At 67.4% G+C, this 17,592-nt stretch carries 19 protein-coding genes; 8 read left to right on the forward strand and 11 right to left on the reverse strand.

The window, feature by feature from the left end; genetic code table 11:
• Nucleotides 1-366 precede the first annotated feature (366 nt).
• Together NHL60_RS03305 and NHL60_RS03310 are read left to right on the forward strand one after the other, a co-directional pair.
• A complete protein-coding gene (locus NHL60_RS03305; protein ID WP_253448993.1) occupies nucleotides 367-930 on the forward strand; it encodes a porin in 564 nt (187 codons plus the stop codon).
• Nucleotides 927-1,445 (forward strand): porin, encoded by a 519-nt coding sequence (locus NHL60_RS03310; protein ID WP_253448995.1) that lies wholly within the window; start codon nucleotides 927-929, stop codon nucleotides 1,443-1,445. Before NHL60_RS03305 ends, NHL60_RS03310 begins: the two co-directional genes overlap by 4 nt.
• Before the next feature lie 258 nt (nucleotides 1,446-1,703).
• Here the strand turns inward: NHL60_RS03310 and phnE are convergent, their stop codons facing one another.
• Genes phnE through NHL60_RS03325 form a run of 3 tightly spaced genes read right to left on the reverse strand, consistent with a single transcriptional unit; the run spans nucleotide 1,704 to nucleotide 4,163 of the window.
• Nucleotides 1,704-2,408: a phosphonate ABC transporter, permease protein PhnE gene (phnE, locus tag NHL60_RS03315; protein ID WP_253451973.1), complete on the reverse strand. Its 705-nt coding sequence runs from the start codon at nucleotides 2,406-2,408 to the stop codon at nucleotides 1,704-1,706.
• Complete coding sequence (gene phnC, locus NHL60_RS03320) at nucleotides 2,294-3,259, reverse strand: phosphonate ABC transporter ATP-binding protein (RefSeq protein ID WP_253448997.1); 966 nt, start codon at nucleotides 3,257-3,259, stop codon at nucleotides 2,294-2,296. Before phnC ends, phnE begins: the two co-directional genes overlap by 115 nt.
• Before the next feature lie 10 nt (nucleotides 3,260-3,269).
• Nucleotides 3,270-4,163, reverse strand: a complete 894-nt coding sequence (locus NHL60_RS03325) for a phosphate/phosphite/phosphonate ABC transporter substrate-binding protein (protein ID WP_367399340.1) — start codon at nucleotides 4,161-4,163, stop codon at nucleotides 3,270-3,272.
• On the opposite strand from NHL60_RS03325, the gene NHL60_RS03330 reads away from it, so the two are divergent.
• The 4 genes from NHL60_RS03330 (at nucleotide 4,056) to NHL60_RS03345 (ending at nucleotide 7,502) form a co-directional block, all read left to right on the forward strand.
• Nucleotides 4,056-4,793: an NAD-dependent deacylase gene (locus NHL60_RS03330; protein WP_253449000.1), complete on the forward strand. Its 738-nt coding sequence runs from the start codon at nucleotides 4,056-4,058 to the stop codon at nucleotides 4,791-4,793. The genes NHL60_RS03325 and NHL60_RS03330 overlap by 108 nt on opposite strands.
• 54 nt (nucleotides 4,794-4,847) lie before the next feature.
• Entirely contained in the window at nucleotides 4,848-5,660 is an 813-nt protein-coding gene (locus tag NHL60_RS03335) for a tRNA-uridine aminocarboxypropyltransferase (RefSeq protein ID WP_253449002.1), read from the forward strand.
• A gap of 97 nt (nucleotides 5,661-5,757) precedes the next feature.
• Nucleotides 5,758-7,014 (forward strand): hypothetical protein, encoded by a 1,257-nt coding sequence (locus NHL60_RS03340; protein ID WP_253449004.1) that lies wholly within the window; start codon nucleotides 5,758-5,760, stop codon nucleotides 7,012-7,014.
• A gap of 29 nt (nucleotides 7,015-7,043) precedes the next feature.
• On the forward strand, nucleotides 7,044-7,502 hold the full coding sequence (locus NHL60_RS03345) for an HD domain-containing phosphohydrolase (protein WP_253449006.1): 459 nt from the start codon (nucleotides 7,044-7,046) through the stop codon (nucleotides 7,500-7,502).
• A gap of 2 nt (nucleotides 7,503-7,504) precedes the next feature.
• Here the strand turns inward: NHL60_RS03345 and NHL60_RS03350 are convergent, their stop codons facing one another.
• The 7 genes from NHL60_RS03350 to def all read right to left on the reverse strand — a co-directional run bounded on the left by NHL60_RS03350 (nucleotide 7,505) and on the right by def (nucleotide 14,999).
• Nucleotides 7,505-8,752: a TraB/GumN family protein gene (locus NHL60_RS03350; protein ID WP_253449009.1), complete on the reverse strand. Its 1,248-nt coding sequence runs from the start codon at nucleotides 8,750-8,752 to the stop codon at nucleotides 7,505-7,507.
• 65 nt (nucleotides 8,753-8,817) lie between these two features.
• Nucleotides 8,818-10,266, reverse strand: coding sequence for a TrkH family potassium uptake protein (locus tag NHL60_RS03355; RefSeq protein ID WP_253449012.1), 1,449 nt, complete (start codon nucleotides 10,264-10,266; stop codon nucleotides 8,818-8,820).
• 40 nt (nucleotides 10,267-10,306) lie between these two features.
• Entirely contained in the window at nucleotides 10,307-11,680 is a 1,374-nt protein-coding gene (gene trkA, locus NHL60_RS03360) for a Trk system potassium transporter TrkA (protein ID WP_253449015.1), read from the reverse strand.
• Nucleotides 11,681-11,780: 100 nt separating this feature from the next.
• Nucleotides 11,781-11,987, reverse strand: coding sequence for a dodecin (locus tag NHL60_RS03365; protein WP_253449018.1), 207 nt, complete (start codon nucleotides 11,985-11,987; stop codon nucleotides 11,781-11,783).
• A gap of 29 nt (nucleotides 11,988-12,016) precedes the next feature.
• On the reverse strand, nucleotides 12,017-13,375 hold the full coding sequence (gene rsmB, locus NHL60_RS03370; RefSeq protein ID WP_253449021.1) for a 16S rRNA (cytosine(967)-C(5))-methyltransferase RsmB: 1,359 nt from the start codon (nucleotides 13,373-13,375) through the stop codon (nucleotides 12,017-12,019).
• The gene (gene fmt / locus NHL60_RS03375; RefSeq protein ID WP_253449024.1) at nucleotides 13,372-14,376 is read right to left on the reverse strand and encodes a methionyl-tRNA formyltransferase; all 1,005 of its coding nucleotides are present in this window, start codon (nucleotides 14,374-14,376) and stop codon (nucleotides 13,372-13,374) included. The genes rsmB and fmt overlap by 4 nt, the downstream gene beginning before the upstream one ends.
• 110 nt (nucleotides 14,377-14,486) lie before the next feature.
• Nucleotides 14,487-14,999 (reverse strand): peptide deformylase, encoded by a 513-nt coding sequence (gene def / locus NHL60_RS03380; protein ID WP_253449027.1) that lies wholly within the window; start codon nucleotides 14,997-14,999, stop codon nucleotides 14,487-14,489.
• Nucleotides 15,000-15,191: 192 nt separating this feature from the next.
• Between def and NHL60_RS03385 the strand changes: the two genes are divergently transcribed.
• Both NHL60_RS03385 and NHL60_RS03390 read left to right on the forward strand, forming a co-directional pair.
• A complete protein-coding gene (locus NHL60_RS03385) occupies nucleotides 15,192-16,301 on the forward strand; it encodes a LysM peptidoglycan-binding domain-containing protein (protein ID WP_253449030.1) in 1,110 nt (369 codons plus the stop codon).
• A gap of 7 nt (nucleotides 16,302-16,308) precedes the next feature.
• Nucleotides 16,309-16,473, forward strand: coding sequence for a hypothetical protein (locus NHL60_RS03390; protein ID WP_253449032.1), 165 nt, complete (start codon nucleotides 16,309-16,311; stop codon nucleotides 16,471-16,473).
• On the opposite strand, the gene NHL60_RS03395 is transcribed toward NHL60_RS03390, so the two are convergent.
• Nucleotides 16,461-17,552: an ISAs1 family transposase gene (locus NHL60_RS03395; RefSeq protein WP_253443097.1), complete on the reverse strand. Its 1,092-nt coding sequence runs from the start codon at nucleotides 17,550-17,552 to the stop codon at nucleotides 16,461-16,463. The two genes, NHL60_RS03390 and NHL60_RS03395, sit on opposite strands and share 13 nt — an antisense overlap.
• Nucleotides 17,553-17,592: the final 40 nt, after the last annotated feature.

Raw genomic sequence — 17,592 nt, forward strand, 5'->3', positions numbered from 1 at the left:
GTCGTCCGATTCGACAGGCGCAAGGCTAGGGGGGGATTATGAAAAATAAACTTATATTCAATTACAGAGGATCTTGAATAATTTCTTGTTATTCAGGCAGGGTGCTGTGGTGGGTAGTGCCAGATTTTCTGCTTCCTTTCTTCTGAGGATAGGTCGGGGAGGCGCAAGCCCACCATGGCTCTCGGAGAGCTGAATGCGATCAAGATGCGTGAATAAAAGCGTCACCTTCCTGACATGATCCCGGGATTTCGTTCATCGCCATACAACAAGAAGCCACGAATGGCCCGCCCCTCTTGGCTGGAAGGTCCGGTCGAAAATGGGGGCATCCCTTTGCATATCCCAAGAGATCATTCAAGGAAGCCTCTCATGTTCAAGAAGTCACTCATCGCCACCGCCGTGGTTGGCGCGCTGTCCGCTTCTGCCGTCACCCAGGCGGCCACTGTCTACGATCAGGACGGCACCAAGGTCGATATCTACGGCCGCATCAACTATATGATCACCTCGGGCGGTACCCAGGACCTGACGCCGGGTGCGGACAAGACCAGCGGCAGCGAATTCCAGAACAACGGCTCGCGCTTCGGCTTCCGTGCCAACCATGAGCTCAGCAGCGACCTGAGCGCCTTCGCCCGCATGGAGTTTCGCTTCAGGGCCGATGCGGTGAATCGTGATCCCATGCAGGTGCGCAACAGCTTCCTGGGGCTGCGCAGCCAGCAGCTTGGCACGATCACCATCGGCAACTTCGACAGCGTCTACAAGGAGGCCGTGACAGGGCTCTTCGACAACTACGAGAACGACGGCTTCATCAGCCTGGATACAGGGTCCATCGGCTCCCGCGGCGACACCCTGGCCTATGCTTCACCGATCTTCAGCGGCCTGCAGGGCCACGTCCAGGTCAAGCACTTGAGCGCCAATGGTGCAGATGTCGGTTGAGCGCCAATGGTGCAGATGTCGGTGCCCAGAACAATAGCTCTACCACCTCCGCCGCGGCGGCGGTGACCTATACTTGGGAAGGCCTTTACCTGGCGGCGGGCTATAACCAGTCGAAGGATGTCTCCGACCGGGGCGCCCGCTACGACGGTGGCAGCAACAACGCCGCCGGCGAGGATATCTGGGGCGTCTCCGCCCAGTACCAGTTCCTGCCCAATGTCTCCGCTCGTGTCATGTATGAAGAGCTGGGGTCGGTCAACGACGGTGCTTCTGCATCCGCCATCAAGGAGATCTTCGGCCTGGGTGCCACCTTCAACTACGGCCAGGGCAACCTCTATGCCGACGTCTATGACGTCAGCTACGTGGGCGATGTCAGCAGCAGCAACCCCTGGGCCATCGGCGTCGACTACCGCTTCAGCCCGATGCGCGTCTATGCCGAGATCTTCGACGAAGATATCAGCGGCGAGAACATCGACGACAGCCTGCTCTACACTGTAGGTATCCGCTATGACTTTTAAGCGAGCCCTTCACTTTTGACTCTGCATGACCCTGCCGATATTCGCCGCCATCAGGCGGTGAGGGTCGGCAGGAGAGTCGCTGAAGATTCTCTTTCATCACCGTATGTCTCGCACTGATTCGATGCTTGCCGGCCGGGATATCCCGCCGGCCTTTTTGGTTGCCTGCATCGAGTAACCAGGCCGGAAGGTCCGGGTGATCGGCCATGAAAAAGATCGCCCGAAGGCGGCCAAGGGACGAGAACGGGAAGTGGCTTGCGATCACATCACCCGCTTGCGGATCCAGGCGCTGACCTGCTCTACGCCGATCACCACCACCAGGATGGCCAGTATCACGGTGAGGGCCTGGTCGTAGCGGAAGAGGTTCATGGCGGCGGAGAGCTCCACGCCGATGCCGCCGGCGCCGACCAGGCCCAGCACCACGGCGCTGCGCACCGCCTTCTCCACCGAGAAGAGGCTGGTGGCCACGAAGGAGGGCGTGCACTCGGGGATGATGGCGCCGCAGACCACGCCGCTGCGCGAGGCGCCGGTGGCGGCCAGGGCCTGGCCGGGGCCGGGATCCACCTCCTCGATGCGCTCCGAGAAGAAGCGCGCGCAGAAGCCGATGGTGTCCATGACGATGGCCAGGATGCCGGCCAGCGGGCCCAGCCCCACGGCGACCACGAAGATCAGCGCCCACACCAGGTCCGGCACGGTGCGCAGGGTGGCGACGACATTGCGGGCGATCACCCGAACGATGGGATGGGGGCTGGTGTTGCGGGCGCAGAGCAGCGCCATGGGCAGGCTCAGGATCACCCCGAACACCACGCCGACGATGGCCATCTGGAAGGTCTCCAGCATGGCCGTGGCGATCACGTCCCAGCGGGCGAAGTCCGGCGGCAGGGCCTCGCCGAAGAAGGTGCCGAGGTTCGCAACCCCGCGCAGCAGGCGCTCCGAGTGGATGTTGGCGCTGGAGAAGCCGCTGATAAAGAAGGCGGCGAAGGCCAGCAGCAGGATGAAGGCGATGGGAGAGGGGCGCTCAAGCCTGGGCGGCGCGGCGCGGCGATGAATCGCTCATCGGTAGCGGCCTCCTGTGGTGTGACGGTCTGGTAGAGGGCCGTGATGTCGACGTCGCTGACCTCGGCGGTGGGGCGGTCGAAGGCGAGCTGGCCGCCGTGCAGGCCGATCAGCCGCTCGCCGTACTCCCGGGCGAGTTCGATCTGGTGCAGCACGCAGAGCACGGTCATCTTCCGTTCGCGCACCACCGACCAGAGCAGCTCCATCACCTCGCGGCCCGCGCGGGGGTCGAGGCTCGCTACCGGCTCGTCGGCCAGCACGATCTCGGCTTCCTGCATCAGCATGCGGGCGATGGCCACGCGCTGCTGCTGGCCGCCGGAGAGCGTATCGGTGCGGCGCGGAGCCAGGTGGGCGAGGCCGACCCGCTCCAGGGCCTCCATGGCCGCCTGGCGCGACTGCCGGCTGGCGGTCAGGGCGTGGCTGGCCAGGATGCCGCGCCGTCCCATCAGGCCGAACAGCACGTTCTGCAGCACCGAGAGGTTGCCGACCATGTTGAACTTCTGGAAGACGCAGCCGATGCGCTGGCGCAGGGGCCTGAGCTCGCGACGCGATGCCGAGGCGAGATCGAGGCCGGCCAGGCTGAGGCGCCCCGAGGTGGGGCGCTCCAGGCCGGTCAGGCACTTCATCAGCGTCGACTTGCCGCAGCCGTTGTGGCCGAGGATGACCACGCCTTCCCCGGGGCTGACGTCGAACGACAGCCCGTCGAGGGCGCGGGTCCCGTCAGGATAGACCTTGGTAATATTGTCGATGCTTAGCTGCATGGAAGCTCCATCAGTCGGAGAGGCCGAGCAGCGCGTAGGACTCGCGCACCATGTCGTACTCGCTGTCTTCCACCAGCACCATCTCGGCGCCGATGTACTTGTCGCGCTCGCCCGGGGCGAGGATCGCCTGCAGCAGGCCGTCCGGATCGTTCATGAAGGCCTCCTGCATCTCGCTGACGCACTCGGCGGAGATGTGCGGGCCGGCCACCATGGGGTCGCCCGGCATGTCCTGGCCGCGCTCGATGATGCGGTAGTTCTCCTCGCCGTGCTGGGCGACGAAGGGGGCAAAGTCGCGCACGCCGGTGCCCACGGCATCCACCTCGCCGGAGGCCAGGGCCTGCATGCGGGCACCGTCCAGCAGCGAGATCCGCAGGTCGCGGTCGATGTCCAGGCCGGCCTGGCTCAGCATGTAGCTCGGCATGATGTGGCCGGTGGTGGAGCCGTGGTCCTTCATGGCCACGTGCTTGCCCTTGAGGTCCTCCAGGGTCTCGATGTCGCTGTCGGTGGGAGCGATGAACACCGAGTAGTACTCGGGGCGTACGATGGCGGTGACCGCCTTGGTGCCCGGGACCCGCTCGGCCATCAGCACGTACTCGGAGGGGCCGGCCAGCACGATATCGACCTGCTCGAAGCGCAGGGCGTTGATGGCGGTGGTGCGGTTGCCCACCGGGAAGAACTCCACCGTCACGCCGAGCCGGGACTCGACCTCGTCGACGAAGCCCTCGTGTGGTCCTGAGCCGGCCGCAGGTGGTATTTTCAGCCCAGGTAGTTCAGATGCCCCGAGCGGAGAGAGTCGATGGCAGAACAGCGCGCGCCGCATCTGGTGGTGTTCACCGGAGCGGGGATCAGTGCCGAGAGCGGTATCCAGACCTTCCGCGCCGAGGATGGCCTCTGGGCGGATCATCCGGTGGAGGAGGTGGCCACGCCCGGCGCCTGGCGGCGGGACCCGGCCCGGGTGCTGGCGTTCTACAATGCGCGCCGCGACCAGGTGCGCCAGGCGCGCCCCAATGCTGCCCACAAGGCGCTGGCGGCGCTGGAGAAGCAGGGCTTTCGGGTCAGTATCATCACCCAGAATATCGACGACCTGCACGAGCGGGCCGGCTCCCGCCACGTGCTCCACCTGCACGGGGAGATCCTCAAGGCGCGCTCCAGCGTGGACCGGCGCATGCACTATCCGCTGCCTCGCGGGGGGATCGAACTGGGCGACATCTGCGACAAGGGCAGCCAGCTGCGGCCCGACGTGGTCTGGTTCGGCGAGGAGGTGCCCCATTTCGGGGAGGCCTGCGAGCTGGTCAGCGAGGCGGACCTGCTGCTGGTGGTGGGCACCTCGCTTGCCGTGATGCCGGCGGCCTCGCTGCTGCAGTACGCGCCCTTCGGCGCCCCCTGCGTGCTGGTGGACCCCGAGGCCGAGGCGCTGTCGCCGCCGGGCGTCAGCCGGCTCAGCCAGCCCGCCGGCAAGGGAGTGCCGGCGCTGGTGTGCCACTGGAAGCGCGAGGGGCGGCTCTGGGTGCCGGAGATCCTGCTGACCTCCTGAAGGGCGCCGGCGGAGGTGCTAGAATGCCGCGCCTTCTTCTTTGCGGTAGCCGCCATGCAGCACGACAGCCCTGACATCTGTGCCGAACGTCCTCTGGACGGGGCGCTTTCCCATGACCCCGCCACCGGCCATCCGCGGCCGCCGCGGCGTGAGTTCAAGGCCCGAGGCAGCTTCGTCGTGCGCTGCCCGGGCTGCCAACTGCCCGAGCTCAACTGCCTCTGCCCCTATGCGGTGAGGGCCGAGAGCGAGGCGCGGGTGTGGCTGCTCACCCATCCCATGGAGCACCACAAGCCCACCAACACCGGGCGGTTGATCCGCGACGTGCTGCCCGAGACGGAGGTCTTTACCTGGTATCGCACCGCGCCGGACGAGCGGCTGCTGGCGCTGCTGGACGACCTGCGCTACGCCCCCTTCGTGATCTTCCCCGACGACCAGCCGGACTACGCGGAGCGGGTGGTGGGGATCGACGCCGTGGCCGAGGCCAAGGCCGCCGGGCGCACGCCGGTCTATGTGCTGCTGGACGGCACCTGGCGCCAGGCCCGGCGCATCTTTCGCAAGAGCCCCTACCTCGACCGGCTGCCGGTACTGCCGCTGCACAGCGAGCGGCTGACCCGCTACCGGCTGCGCAAGCCGGCCTCGGCAGCCCATCTGTGCACCGCCGAGGTGGCCGCCGAGCTGCTGCGCCAGGGGGGCGACGGCTCGGCCGCCCAGGCCCTGGACGACTACTTCGACGCCTTCAACGAGAGCTACGCCGCCAGCCGGCGCTTCGAGAAGATCGAAGCGCCGACGGCGGCGATGCAAAGGTTACTTGAACGCCGCCATGGTCACCGAGAAGGCCCCAACTCGGCCATAAAGATTGCAAAATAACGCGCAGAGGATAAGAAACGACAAACTCCTCGCGTTGCCTGGTGCCTAGAATCACAGGAGGTGATATCCCAAGGACAGGCCAGGAAAATGCGACGCCATGTTTCGACCCCACTATCTCGATTCAACTCGGCATCCCGCGGGATGGCTCCTTGACTCCCTCCACGATCGCCGCGCCCAGCTGTCCATCCTTGCCGGTGGCATGCAGGCTCCACGGCTGGTCCAGCTGGTGCGTCAGGACCCGGCAAAGGGGACACTGGTACTGAGCGTGCCCGCCGCCTATGGTGAGGATCTCCTGCCCCACCTTGCCGGCGGCGTCATGGAGCTGGACCTGGAAAGTCAGGCGCCCCTGACCCGCCAGGGGCGCCAGGAGCGCTTGATGTTCACGGGGGTGTCGGTCAAGGCGATGGCGCTGCCCACCGGCGAGCTGCAGCTGGATTGTCGGCTGCCCGATCTGCTGGAGCAGGGGCGGCAGGAGGGCACCTATCTGGCGCCGCTCCCCTGCCTTTACGGCATGAAGGTGGCCGTCAGTCTGGACGTCTATCCCGGCGAGTTCAGCATTCCCGGACAGGTGCTGAATCTCTCGGCCGACGAAGTGGCGGTGCTGCTCTATCTCGATGACAGCCTCGCCCTCGGTGACGGACAGACGCTGCCTGCCGTGACGCTGCGTTTTCCCAACGGGGAGTGTTTTCAGCTGCGCACCCGCGTAGCGCGCCTGAGGCCCTTCGGCAACCAGGACCGCGCCGTCGTCTGGCTGCCCCTCGAGGCGCTGTCGAGTGACGAGCGCGACAAGTGGCTGACGCTCAGGCGGGAGACACAGCGAGAGCTGCTGCATCGCGCGGGCAGGAGTGCCACAGGGGCGGGACGCTCCGAGATCTTCGTGCCCCGGGTGGAGCCCCGCGACGGCGGTTCGACGGAAGGCGAGGCGCATCACCAAGGCCGGCAGCACGCCTCCCGGCGGCTGGGCGTTCGCGAGGTGGTGCAGCAGCTGCAGCGCATCGCCATGATCATGCAGCATCATCAGCACTTTCCCGAAGAGCTGCTCTACGACAGCGTGGATACCTTGATCTATCTGGCTCACCGTGACCGAGAGGGCCTGCTGTTCGGCCTCGGGCAGCTCTATCAGGAGGAGGGCTGGGTACGCCAGGCCGTGCAGGTGGCCGGTGAGCTGGCCGCCATCCTGGTGGCCCGGGATCCGGAGGCTCCCGGCCTGCGCGATGCGGTGGCCGGGGCGCTGCTGCACACCCTCGGCAAGCCGCTGCAGATCGGCGATGCGCTGCCGGCTCTGAGCGGCCACCTGACCCGCGCCCAGACCGAGCGGTTGCGCAGGTACTGCTGGAGCGGCTGGAAACGCTAGGCTGGGCTCCGGCGCGCATCTGCCGCGATGTGGTTGCCGGCATCAGCGAACGCCTGGACGGCACCGGCTACCCTCAGGGGTGTCCTGGCCGCCGGCTCTCGGCGGAGGTTCGGTTGGCGGCGGTGCTCAAGGCGCTTAACGTCATGACCCATGAGCGCAATGGCCGTGCGGCCCTGACGCCCCTGGAGGCCTATCGTGAGCTGAATGCCCGGCCGGAGGCCTACGATCGAGAGCAGCTGATGGAGGTGATCCGCCGGCGCGGCCCCTATCCCGTGGGATCTCTGGCCATGTATACCGGCGGCTTCCTTGCCTGGGTCATGGATATCGGCGCCAAGGGGGTGCCGACCCGGGTCAAGGTGGTCAAGAATCTGGCCTTCGCCGACGCCTTCCTCGACACCGAGCTGGCGGCGGGAGAGATCGACCAGATCGGCCGCCTCGATCACGTGGTCAGCCCCGCCCGCTACGGGCTACCGCGACTGCCGGTCTAGGGTCAGGCCGCGCCGCTGCCGAACAGGGCACCGGCGATGCGGAAGCCCGCGACCCAGGTGCCGGCGGCTGAGCCCAGGGTAGCCAGCATGAAGACCAGCAGGGTGCGCGAGACCCGGTTGCGCCACCAGCCCTTCAGTTCGGTGACGTCGTGGCGCAGGGTGGAGAAGTCGCCCACCTTGGGCTTGCGCAGCCAGAGCTCCACCCCGGCGGCCACGAAGCCGGCGCCGATGGTGGGGTTGAGCGAGGTGAGCGGGGCGGCGAAGAAGGTGGCCGCCACGGTCAGCGGATGCGCCAGGGCCACCAGGGTGGCCGCCGCCGAGAGCACGCCGTTGATCAGGAACCACTCGCCGACCAGCTGCCAGCCCAGCTCGGTGTTGCGCGAGAAGCCGATGGCGAAGCCGGTCAGCACCAGGACGGTGACCAGCCAGGGCAGCGCTCGCCACAGCTTCGAAGGCGGCGGGGTCTCCTCCAGCGCCTCGCGCTCCGCCGTGGGCGCCTCGGGCAGCGGGGTCTCGAACTCCTCGGCCATTCCCTTCAGATGCCCTGCGCCGATCACCACCAGGACATGGCGGTAGCGCCCCGGCGGGGCCTCTTCCGCCAGGCGCAGCACCATGTAGCGGTCGCGCTCGCTGATCAGCGGCGTGTAGAGGGTCTCGGACTCGGCGGCGAACTCGCTGAAGGTGGACTCCAGGACATCGCCCTCCTTGAGCCGCTCGATCTCCTCGGCGGAGACGTCCTGGCGCGACAGCACGCTGCCCAGCAGCCCCGAGAACAGCGAGAAGCGCTGCCACCAGGGGACGTTGTGGTAGATGCGCTTGAGAGTGACGCCCACGTCGCGGTCGATCAGCAGCAGCGGCAGTTCGGCCCGGCGGCTCTCCTCCAGGGCGGCGCGCATCTCGGCACCGGGTTCGATGCCCGACTGTTCGGCCACGCGCTGCTGGAAGGCGCCCAGCGCCAGGCTCGCCGCGACCATGCCTGCCTTGCCCTGGCGGAAGATCTCGAACAGGTCCTGGTTGTTCAGGGCGTCGGGGTTGTCGAGGCTGTGGTGGCGAGAGTCGCACAGCTCGATAGCCACGGCGTCGAATTCGCCGGAGCGGATCAGGGCGCGCACGTCATCGGCGCTCTCGGCGGAGACGTGGGCGGTGCCCAGCAGGGTGTAGCGGGTCTCGCCGAGCTGGATGACGCGGCGGGGCCCGCTGGTGGCGAGGTCCGCGCCGGGCTGGATCGCAGTGTCCTGAGGGTCGGTCATGGAGGCTCGATCTGAAAGGGTGAGGCAACGATTATCCATGATGCGCCCGGGCGGGCCAAATTCCCTCAGCGCCGCCAGAAGGCGGGGGTGAACAGCACCAGCACGGTGAAGATCTCCAGGCGGCCGAGCAGCATGGCCACCACCAGGATCCACTTGGCCAGGGTCGGCAGGTCGCCGTAGTGGCCGGAGGCCTCGCCGAGTGCCGGGCCCAGGTTGTTGAGGGCCGAGGCGACGGTGGACCAGGCGGTGACCTGGTCGACGCCGGTGGCCATCACCCCCACCAGCATCAGGAAGAAGAGCATCACGTAGACCGAGAAGAAGCCCCATACCGCCTGGGCGATGCCGTCCGGCACGCTCACCTTGCCCACCTTGACCGCGATCACCGCATTGGGGTGGATCAGACGCATCACCTCGCGCATGCCCTGCTTGAGGATCAGGATGATGCGGATCACCTTCATGCCGCCGCCGGTGGAGCCGGAGCAGCCGCCCACGAAGGCGGCCATGAACAGCAGGAAGGGCAGGGCGCCCGGCCAGAGTGAGAAGTCGGCCACGCCGAAGCCGGCGGTAGTCGCCACCGAGACCACCTGGAAGAGGCCGTGGCGCAGGCCACGCTCGGTGCCATAGGTCTCGGTGAGCCACAGGGAGACCACGGTGATCACCACCAGGCCCAGCAGGAAGAGCAGCAGGAAGCGCGCCTCGGGGTCCTGGAAGTAGTGGGTCACGCTGCGCTGGCGCCAGGCGACGAAGTGCAGGCTGAAGCTTACCGCGGAGACGATCAGGAAGAAGACGCAGATCATCTCGATCAGGGCGCTGTCGAAGTGGCCGATGCTGGCGTCATGGGGAGAGAAGCCGCCGAGGGCCACGGTGGAGAAGCTGTGGCCCAGGGCGTCGAACCAGTTCATGCCGGCGGCCATGTAGGCCAGCATGCAGGTGATGGTCAGGGCGGCGTAGATGTACCAGAGCGCCTTGGCGGTCTCGGTGATGCGGGGGGTGAGCTTGGAGTCCTTGAGCGGGCCCGGGATCTCGGTGCGGTAGAGGGCCATGCCGCCGACGCCGAGCGTCGGCAGGATGGCGACGGCGAGTACCACGATGCCCATACCGCCCAGCCACTGCAGCTGCTGGCGATAGTAGAGGATCGACTCCGGCAGGTGCTCGATGCCGGTGATCACCGTGGCGCCGGTGGTGGTGAGGCCCGAGAAGGACTCGAAGACGGCGTCGGTCAGGGAGAGCGGGGCCACGTCGGTGAGCATCAGCGGCAGCGAGCCGAACAGCGCCAGGACGCTCCAGAACAGCGCGGCGATCAGGAAGCCGTCCCGGGTGCGCAGCTCCTTGCGGGCGCGGCGGTTGGGCAGGAACATCGCCAGGCCGGTCAGGACGGTGATGCCGATGGCCGCCATGAAGGCGTGCCACTGGCCGTCGCCGAACAGCAGCGAGATCAGGATCGGCGGCATCATGGTCAGGCTGAACAGCATCAGCAGCAGCCCCAGGATGCGCAGGATCATGCGCAGGCTCATCGAGCGGTGCTCCCCGTCGTTGTGTGGTCCGGTTGTCCGGCTAGAAGAAGGTGAGGCCGACCTGGAACAGCCGCTCTACCTCGCGGATGCGGCGCTTGTCGATCACGAACAGGATCACATGGTCGCCGGACTCCACCACCACGTCGTCGTGGGCGATCAGCACCTCCTTGCCGCGCACGATGGCGCCGATGGTGGTGCCGCGGGGCAGGTCGATCTCGCCGATGGCGCGCCCCACCACTTTCGAGGACTGGGTATCGCCGTGGGCGATCGCCTCGATGGCCTCGGCGGCGCCGCGGCGCAGGGAGTGGACGTTGACGATATCGCCGCGCCGCACGTGGGTCAGCAGGCTGCCGATGGTGGCCTGCTGGGGCGAGATGGCGATATCGATCTCGCCGCCCTGCACCAGGTCCACGTAGGCGGCGTTGTTGATCAGCGTCAGCACCTTCTTGGCCCCCATGCGCTTGGCCAGCATCGACGACATGATGTTGACCTCGTCGTCGTTGGTCAGGGCGCAGAAGATGTCGCACTCCTCGATGTTCTCCTCCTCCAGCAGCCGCTTGCTGGTGGCGCTGCCGTGCAGCACCACGGTGCGGTCCAGCCGCTCGGAGAGCACCGTGCAGCGCTCAAGGCTGTGCTCGATAATCTTCACCTGGTGGCTGTGCTCCAGGTGCTCGGCCAGGCGCTCACCGATATTGCCGCCGCCGGCGATGATGATCCGGCGAAAGTCGCGGTCGAGGCGGCGCAGCTCGCTCATCACCGCCCGGATATCGCGGCGGGCGGCGATGAAGAAGACCTCGTCGTCGGCCTCGATGACGGTGTCGCCCCGGGGGATGATCGGCCGGTTGCGGCGATAGATGGCGGCGACGCGGGTGTCCACGCTGGGCATGTGGCGGCGCAGGAAGGCGAGATCCTGGCCCACCAGGGGGCCGCCATAGATCGCCTTGACGGCCACCAGCTGTACCAGGCCGCTGGCGAACTCCAGCACCTGCAGGGCACCGGGATGCTCGATCAGCCGGCGGATATGGTCGGTGACCACCTGCTCGGGGCTGATCAGCACGTCGATGGGCACCGCCTCGTGGGCGAAGAGCCCCTTGCGGGTCAGGTAGGCGGTGGCGCGCACCCGGGCGATCTTGGTGGGGGTGCGAAACAGGGTATGGGCGACCTGGCAGGCGATCATGTTGACCTCGTCCTGGCTGGTCACCGCGATCAGCATGTCGGCGTCCTCGCAGCCCGCCTGGCGCAGCACCATGGGGTAGGAGCCGGGCCCCACCACGGTGCGAATGTCGAGCTTGGTATGCAGTTCGCGCAGCTTGTCACCGTCGGTATCGATGACGGTGATGTCGTTCTCCTCCCGGGCCAGGTGTTCGGCCAGGGTGCCGCCGACCTGGCCGGCGCCGAGGATGATGATCTTCATGGAGTCTGAGGTCCGCTTCCAGCGAGTGCGGCGCACCTTGTGCGCCGCAACATGGTAGCGGCAAGCCTAAACCAGCCGCCGGGAGAAGAACAGCTCGCCATCAGTCGAGGGTGAAGCCCACCTTGATGGTGACCTGCCAGTGGGCCACGCGGCCGTGCTCGATATGGCCGCGGGTATCGATGACCTCGAACCAGCGCATGCCGTGCAGGCTCTCGCTTGCCTTGGCAAGGGCGCTCTCGATGGCCTGCTGGATGCCCTCCTCGGAGGAGCCGGTCAGCTCGATATGCTTGTAGATGTGGTTGCTCATCATGCCTCCTGGGTTCAGGTGACTCGGGTTCATGCCTTACGCTTTCTCAGTCTGGCATAGAAGAAGCCATCGTGGCCGTCGAGCTCGGGGAGCAGCTGGCGGCCGGCGCCGGCGGGCCGCCCCCAGGCCACGTCCTCGGGGGTGGTGGCCTCGGCGTCCGGGGTGCGCGCGAGGAAGGCGTCGACCTGCTCGCTGTTCTCCTCGGGGAACACCGAGCAGGTGGCGTAGAGCAGGGTGCCCCCTTCGCGCAGCAGCGGCCAGAGGTTATCGAGCATCTTCCCCTGCAGGACGGCCAGGGCCTTGATGTCCGAGGGACGGCGCAGCCGCTTGATATCGGGGTGGCGGCGGATGACCCCGCTGCCGGAGCAGGGCGCATCGAGGAGGATCGCCTCGAAGGGCTCGCCGTCCCACCAGTCGCGCCCGGTAGCGTCGCCATGGGTCAGGCGAGCCTGGAGGTGCAGGCGGGCCAGGGCATCCTCGACCCGGGCCAGGCGCTCGGCGTCGCTGTCCACCGCCTGCATGTCGATGTCGAAGAGCTCCAGCAGGTGGCTGGTCTTGCCCCCGGGGGCGCAGCAGGCGTCCAGTACCCGGGCGCCGGGGCGGGGTGCCAGGATGGGGCCGAGCAGCACGCTGGTGAGCTGAGCGGCCTCGTCCTGAACGCTGACGTGGCCCTCCTCGAAGCCCGGCAGCAGCTGGACATCACAGGGGGTTTTCAGGGTGATGCCGTCCGGGGCATGGAGGCAGAGGTGAGCCGTGATCCCGGCGGCGGCTAGGCGCTCCAGGTAGGCCTCGCGGTCGCCATGGCGGCGGTTGACCCGCAGCGTCATGGGGCCCGGTGCGTTGTTGGCCTGGGCGATGGCGCGCCAGTCGTCGGGCCAGGCCTGGCGCAGTGCCTTGAGCAGCCACTTCGGGTGCAGCAGTGCCACCGCCGGGTCGCGGTCCACCTCGGCCTGGAGCTCGGCGGCTTCCCGCTGCAGGCGGCGCAGGCAGCCGTTGAGCACCCGGGTGGCCCACTCCTTGCCGAGCAGCCGGGCGGCGCCGGCGGTCTCGCCCACCGCGGCGTGGGCCGGAATGCGCAGGTAGAGCAGCTGGTGGATGCCGAGCAGCAGCAGCGCCTGGACGTCGGCATCCCGGGCCTTGAAGGGCTTCACCAGCAGCCTTGCCGCCAGCGCCTCGAGGCGGGGCAGGGTACGGCAGGTGCCGTAGCAGAGCGCCTTGAACAGGCTGCGGTCCCGGGCCACGACCTGGTGGTCGTCGAGGCCGGTGAGCGACCCCTTGCCGGTGATCACCGGGACCAGGGCGCGGGCGGCGGCGGCGCGTACCGCCAGGCCGCCGTCGTTTTCCAGCCCCCGGGACGCCTGGGCGCGGCGCTTGTTTGGCTGGCTCATGAGGCGCTCTCCTCGGCGATGCGGCCCAGGCGCTGGCCGGGTGCGAAGCGTTCGGCCCGGGCGCGAAGCAGCTCACTCACCGGCAGCGCCTTGCCGCCGGGCAGCTGGGCTCGAGTGACCTGCAGCACTTCGCGACCCGCGGGGCCGCAGGCGATGCGCAGGGCCTCGCCGTCGTGGTCGAGCAGGGTGCCGGGAGCGGCGGGGGCGTTGCCCGCCCCGAGTTCGCCCGCCTTGGGCTCGCCGGCCTCGGCCATCAGCAGGCGCAGGCGGTCGCCGTCGAAGGCGCACCAGGCCACCGGCCAGGGGTTGAAGGCGCGCACTCGAGCGGCCAGGGTCGCGGCGGGCTCGCGGAAGTCCAGCTCCGCCTCGGCCTTGGAGAGCTTGGCGGCGTAGGTGACGCCGGCCTCCGGCTGGGGCGTGGCGGGAAGCCCCTCGCCCGCCAGGGCGTCCAGGGCCTCGACGATGGCCTCGCCGCCCAGGGCGGCCAGGGTGTCGTGGAGCTCTCCGCCGGTGGTGGTGGCGGTGATCGGAGTACGCCGGATCAGCAGCATATCGCCGGTATCGAGCCCTTCGTCCATCTGCATGATGGTTACGCCGCTCTCGGCATCCCCGGCCTCGATGGCGCGCTGGATGGGCGCGGCGCCGCGCCAGCGGGGCAGCAGCGAGGCGTGGACGTTGAGGCAGCCGAGCCGTGGAGTCTCCAGCACCGCCTTGGGCAGGATCAGGCCGTAGGCCACCACCACCATGAGGTCGGCGCCGAGCGCGGCCAGCTCCGCCTGGGCCTCCGGCGACTTGAGCGTTGCGGGCTGGAAGACCGGAAGGTCGTGCTCGAGGGCCAGTCGCTTGACCGGGCTCGGCGTCAGCTTGCGGCCACGGCCTGCGGGGCGGTCCGGCTGGGTATAGACGGCGATGACGCGGTGGCGGCTGGCGAGCAGCGCCTGGAGGCTCTCGGCGGCGAAATCGGGAGTGCCAGCGAAGATGATGCTGAGGGGTCGAGACATGAATCCGGGCCTTGCCAGTGGGCGATGCCTCCATGATAACGGAGCCGGACGCAAACGACGAAGGCCGGCGCATGGCGCCGGCCTTCCGGAGGAGGAGAGACGCAGCGGCGTCAGGCGCCCTGCATCAGCTTGTGGCGCTTCTGCATCTTCTTCATCACGCGGTCGCGCTTGAGCGGCGAGAGGTAGTCCACGAAGAGCACGCCCTCGAGGTGGTCATGCTCATGCTGGATGCAGTGGGCCAGGAGGCCCTCGGCCTCGAGCTCGAAGGGCTTGCCGTCGCGATCCAGGGCCTTGAGGTGAACCTTGAGGGCGCGCGGCACCTCGGCATAGTACTCGGGGATCGACAGGCAGCCCTCGGACAGGAGGTCGCGCTCCTCGCCGATAGGCGTATATTCCGGGTTGATCATCACCAGCGGCGCGTTCTGAGCATCGCTGACGTCCATCACGATCACCCGGCGATGCACGTCGACCTGGGTGGCTGCCAGCCCGATGCCGCGGGCGTCGTACATGGTCTCGAGCATATCGTCGACCAGCCGGCGCACCTCGTCGTCGACCGACTCGACCGGCGCTGCCGTGGTGCGCAGGCGCTCGTCAGGGAATTCGAGGATCGGTAATTTGGCCATGGCGTTGGTTTCACCGTTATGCTGTCATTTACGGAATGACACTATTCTAGAGGGGGGCGCTCGGGGCAGAAACCGCCGAATGCGCATCACGTCGATAACCTCAGACTATACCACGCCAGCCAGGTTCACCTAGAGCCACCAGGTTCAGCTGGAGCAACAGAGGGCCGGTGCCGAAACGCGGGGAGAGCAGGGATGAAGCAGAGCAGAGAGGGCAGGCAGCGGCGGCGTTGGCCGACCCGGGCCGCGGTGCTGCTGGGCGTGGCAGTGGCGCTGGGGGGGCTGGGTCTGGGCGCCCAGGCTCAGGGGCTCAGCTGGGACGATGGCCTGAGAGGCGACGCCCCGGAGCGCTACACGGTAGCGCGCGGCGATACCCTGTGGGATATCTCCGGCCGCTTCCTGCGCCACCCCTGGCAGTGGCCGGAGGTGTGGCGGGTCAACCCGCAGATCCGCAACCCGCACCTGATCTATCCCGGCGACGTCATCTACCTCTACGACTGCAACGGTCGCCCCTGCCTGGGACTCGAGCGCGGCCAGGGGCAGGTGCGGCTTTCACCGGAGATGCGCACCATTCCCCATCGCGAGGCGATAGAGCCAATGCCTATCGAGGCGGTGCGTCATTTCCTGCGCGACCACCGTATCATCGATGACCCGGAAAGCCTCGACGAGCTGGCCTATGTGGTGGGCGGGGACGACCGTCGCCTGATGAGTGGCGTGGGGGACCGTCTCTACGCCCGCGGTGAGGTTGAGGGGAGCGGCCGGGTCGGCTTCTATCGTGTGGGCGAGCGCTTCATGGATCCCGCCACTGGCGAACTGCTGGGGCTGGAACTCGAGAGCATCGGCCAGGCGCGCCGCGAGCGTCAGGAGGGCGATATCGTGGTGCTTGAGGTGACCTCGTCCCGCCAGGAAGTGCGCAACAACGATATCGTGCTGCCCCTGGAGGTTCGTGGCCTGGTGACCGAGTTCACTCCGCGCGCCCCGGAGCAGGAGGTGGAGGGCACCATCCTGGCGGTGCCGGGTGGCGTGCAGTTCATCGGTCGCCTGCAGGTGGTGGCCCTTGACCGCGGCCGCCGAGATGGCCTCGAGCCCGGCCACGTGCTGATGGTCGAGCAGCGCGGCGAGCGGGTCAGCGATCCTCGCACCGGTGAGTCCCTGCGCCTGCCCGGAGAGGATGCCGGCCTGGTGATGGTGTTCAAGCCCTACAAAAAGATGAGCTATGGCCTGGTGATGAAGGCCAGCCGGACCCTCTCCATCGGGGATCGCGTTCACACTCCGCAGCGCGGCCTGGACGCCGCCCTGCGCTGAGGGTGAGGTGAGCGCGGTGCGGCCCGGGGCCCGTGAGTGGCTGGTGCTGAGTCAGCTGCCGGGTATCGGCCCTGCACGGCTGGCCGAGGTGGCCTCATGTGCCTCGGCCTGGCCGGACGGCTGGCTGGCGCTGCTGCCGAAGGAGGCTGCCACGCAGGGCTATCGCAGTTGAGCGAACTGACGAATGAGGCTCAGCAGGTAGTCGTCATTCCAGCCAGCTTGCTTGCGCTTGCCTTTCATGGACCCTTTGGAAGGCTCCAGCTTGGCCACGTTGAGCGCCAGTCGGCGCAGCAGGGCCAGGTTCTCAGGGCCATGGCCCCGGCGGTTGCGGCTCTGGTCTTCCTGCATGGTGACGTCCAGCACCCAGTGGAGGCGATTCTCGATGCCCCAATGCTGGCGGGTCACTTCCACAAGCCGCTCCGGGGACACTACGTCACTCAGGAGATAGTAAGCGACATCTTCACTGACCTTGTCAGCCAGTTCCCGACGGCGAGTGATGCGCCCCACGGCCTTCAGGCCCGGCCACTGATGGGCGCATTGCAGCCAGTCAATATCGGTGATCACCGTTGCCTGGCGTGACTCGACACGGCCATGGCCGCTGTCAACGTGGGTCTCGCCGGCGCCTGCTGTCTCCATCATGAACTGAACGTCATCGAACAACGCCCTCTGGTTGTCTTTGACCGCCAGGGCATAGTGTCCGCCTTGCTCCGTAATCTGCTGGGACAGGGCCCGCTGGCAGTGCATGGCATCGGCGGTCACTGTGACGCCAGAGAGCGATAACAGCTTGAGCAGTTCTGGTACCGCTGTGATCTCGTTGGATTTTTCATCGACGGCGCGCTGACCCAGCACCAGGCGCTGGTCAGCCGCCCACAGGCTGACCAGGTGGAGAGGTGACTGGGAGGCGGCGCGGTCATAGGAGCGCCGCAGCGTCTTGCCGTCGACGGCCACGACCCCTTCCACCTGCTCGGCAAAACGAGACATGAAGGTAAGGAAATGATCGTGGAAGGCATCAGGGTCTAGGTGGCGGAAGATCCGGCTGAAGGTGTCATGGCTGGGGATGCCATGAGGCAGCGTCAGGAAGCGACGCAGGAAAGGTTCTTTGGACTGCCCGAACAGCGCCATATCTGAGCAGTCCTCAGCCCCACAGAGCACCGCGCATAGGGCGATGAACAGGACTTCATCCAGCTTGTGACGAGCGTTGGAGCCCCTGGGGTCGGGCAGATCAGAAAAGCAGCTGGTGACAGGTGCCATATCACTCCTTGGGCCGGCTCAGCAGAGATACCCGCCAGAA

The sequence above is a fragment of the Halomonas sp. Y3 genome, assembly GCF_024137965.1.
GTDB classification, from domain to species: domain Bacteria; phylum Pseudomonadota; class Gammaproteobacteria; order Pseudomonadales; family Halomonadaceae; genus Halomonas; species Halomonas mongoliensis.

Coding starts and splice junctions, on each gene's coding strand:
- NHL60_RS03305 (WP_253448993.1), top strand. CDS start 367: ATGTTCAAGAAGTCACTCATCGCCACCGCCGTGGTTGGCGCGCTGTCC.
- phnC (WP_253448997.1), bottom strand. CDS start 3,259: ATGCAGCTAAGCATCGACAATATTACCAAGGTCTATCCTGACGGGACC.
- NHL60_RS03330 (WP_253449000.1), top strand. CDS start 4,056: ATGGCAGAACAGCGCGCGCCGCATCTGGTGGTGTTCACCGGAGCGGGG.
- NHL60_RS03325 (WP_367399340.1), bottom strand. CDS start 4,163: ATGATCCGCCCAGAGGCCATCCTCGGCGCGGAAGGTCTGGATACCGCT.
- NHL60_RS03335 (WP_253449002.1), top strand. CDS start 4,848: ATGCAGCACGACAGCCCTGACATCTGTGCCGAACGTCCTCTGGACGGG.
- NHL60_RS03340 (WP_253449004.1), top strand. CDS start 5,758: ATGTTTCGACCCCACTATCTCGATTCAACTCGGCATCCCGCGGGATGG.
- NHL60_RS03350 (WP_253449009.1), bottom strand. CDS start 8,752: ATGACCGACCCTCAGGACACTGCGATCCAGCCCGGCGCGGACCTCGCC.
- NHL60_RS03355 (WP_253449012.1), bottom strand. CDS start 10,266: ATGAGCCTGCGCATGATCCTGCGCATCCTGGGGCTGCTGCTGATGCTG.
- trkA (WP_253449015.1), bottom strand. CDS start 11,680: ATGAAGATCATCATCCTCGGCGCCGGCCAGGTCGGCGGCACCCTGGCC.
- NHL60_RS03365 (WP_253449018.1), bottom strand. CDS start 11,987: ATGAGCAACCACATCTACAAGCATATCGAGCTGACCGGCTCCTCCGAG.
- rsmB (WP_253449021.1), bottom strand. CDS start 13,375: ATGAGCCAGCCAAACAAGCGCCGCGCCCAGGCGTCCCGGGGGCTGGAA.
- fmt (WP_253449024.1), bottom strand. CDS start 14,376: ATGTCTCGACCCCTCAGCATCATCTTCGCTGGCACTCCCGATTTCGCC.
- def (WP_253449027.1), bottom strand. CDS start 14,999: ATGGCCAAATTACCGATCCTCGAATTCCCTGACGAGCGCCTGCGCACC.
- NHL60_RS03385 (WP_253449030.1), top strand. CDS start 15,192: ATGAAGCAGAGCAGAGAGGGCAGGCAGCGGCGGCGTTGGCCGACCCGG.
- NHL60_RS03395 (WP_253443097.1), bottom strand. CDS start 17,552: ATGGCACCTGTCACCAGCTGCTTTTCTGATCTGCCCGACCCCAGGGGC.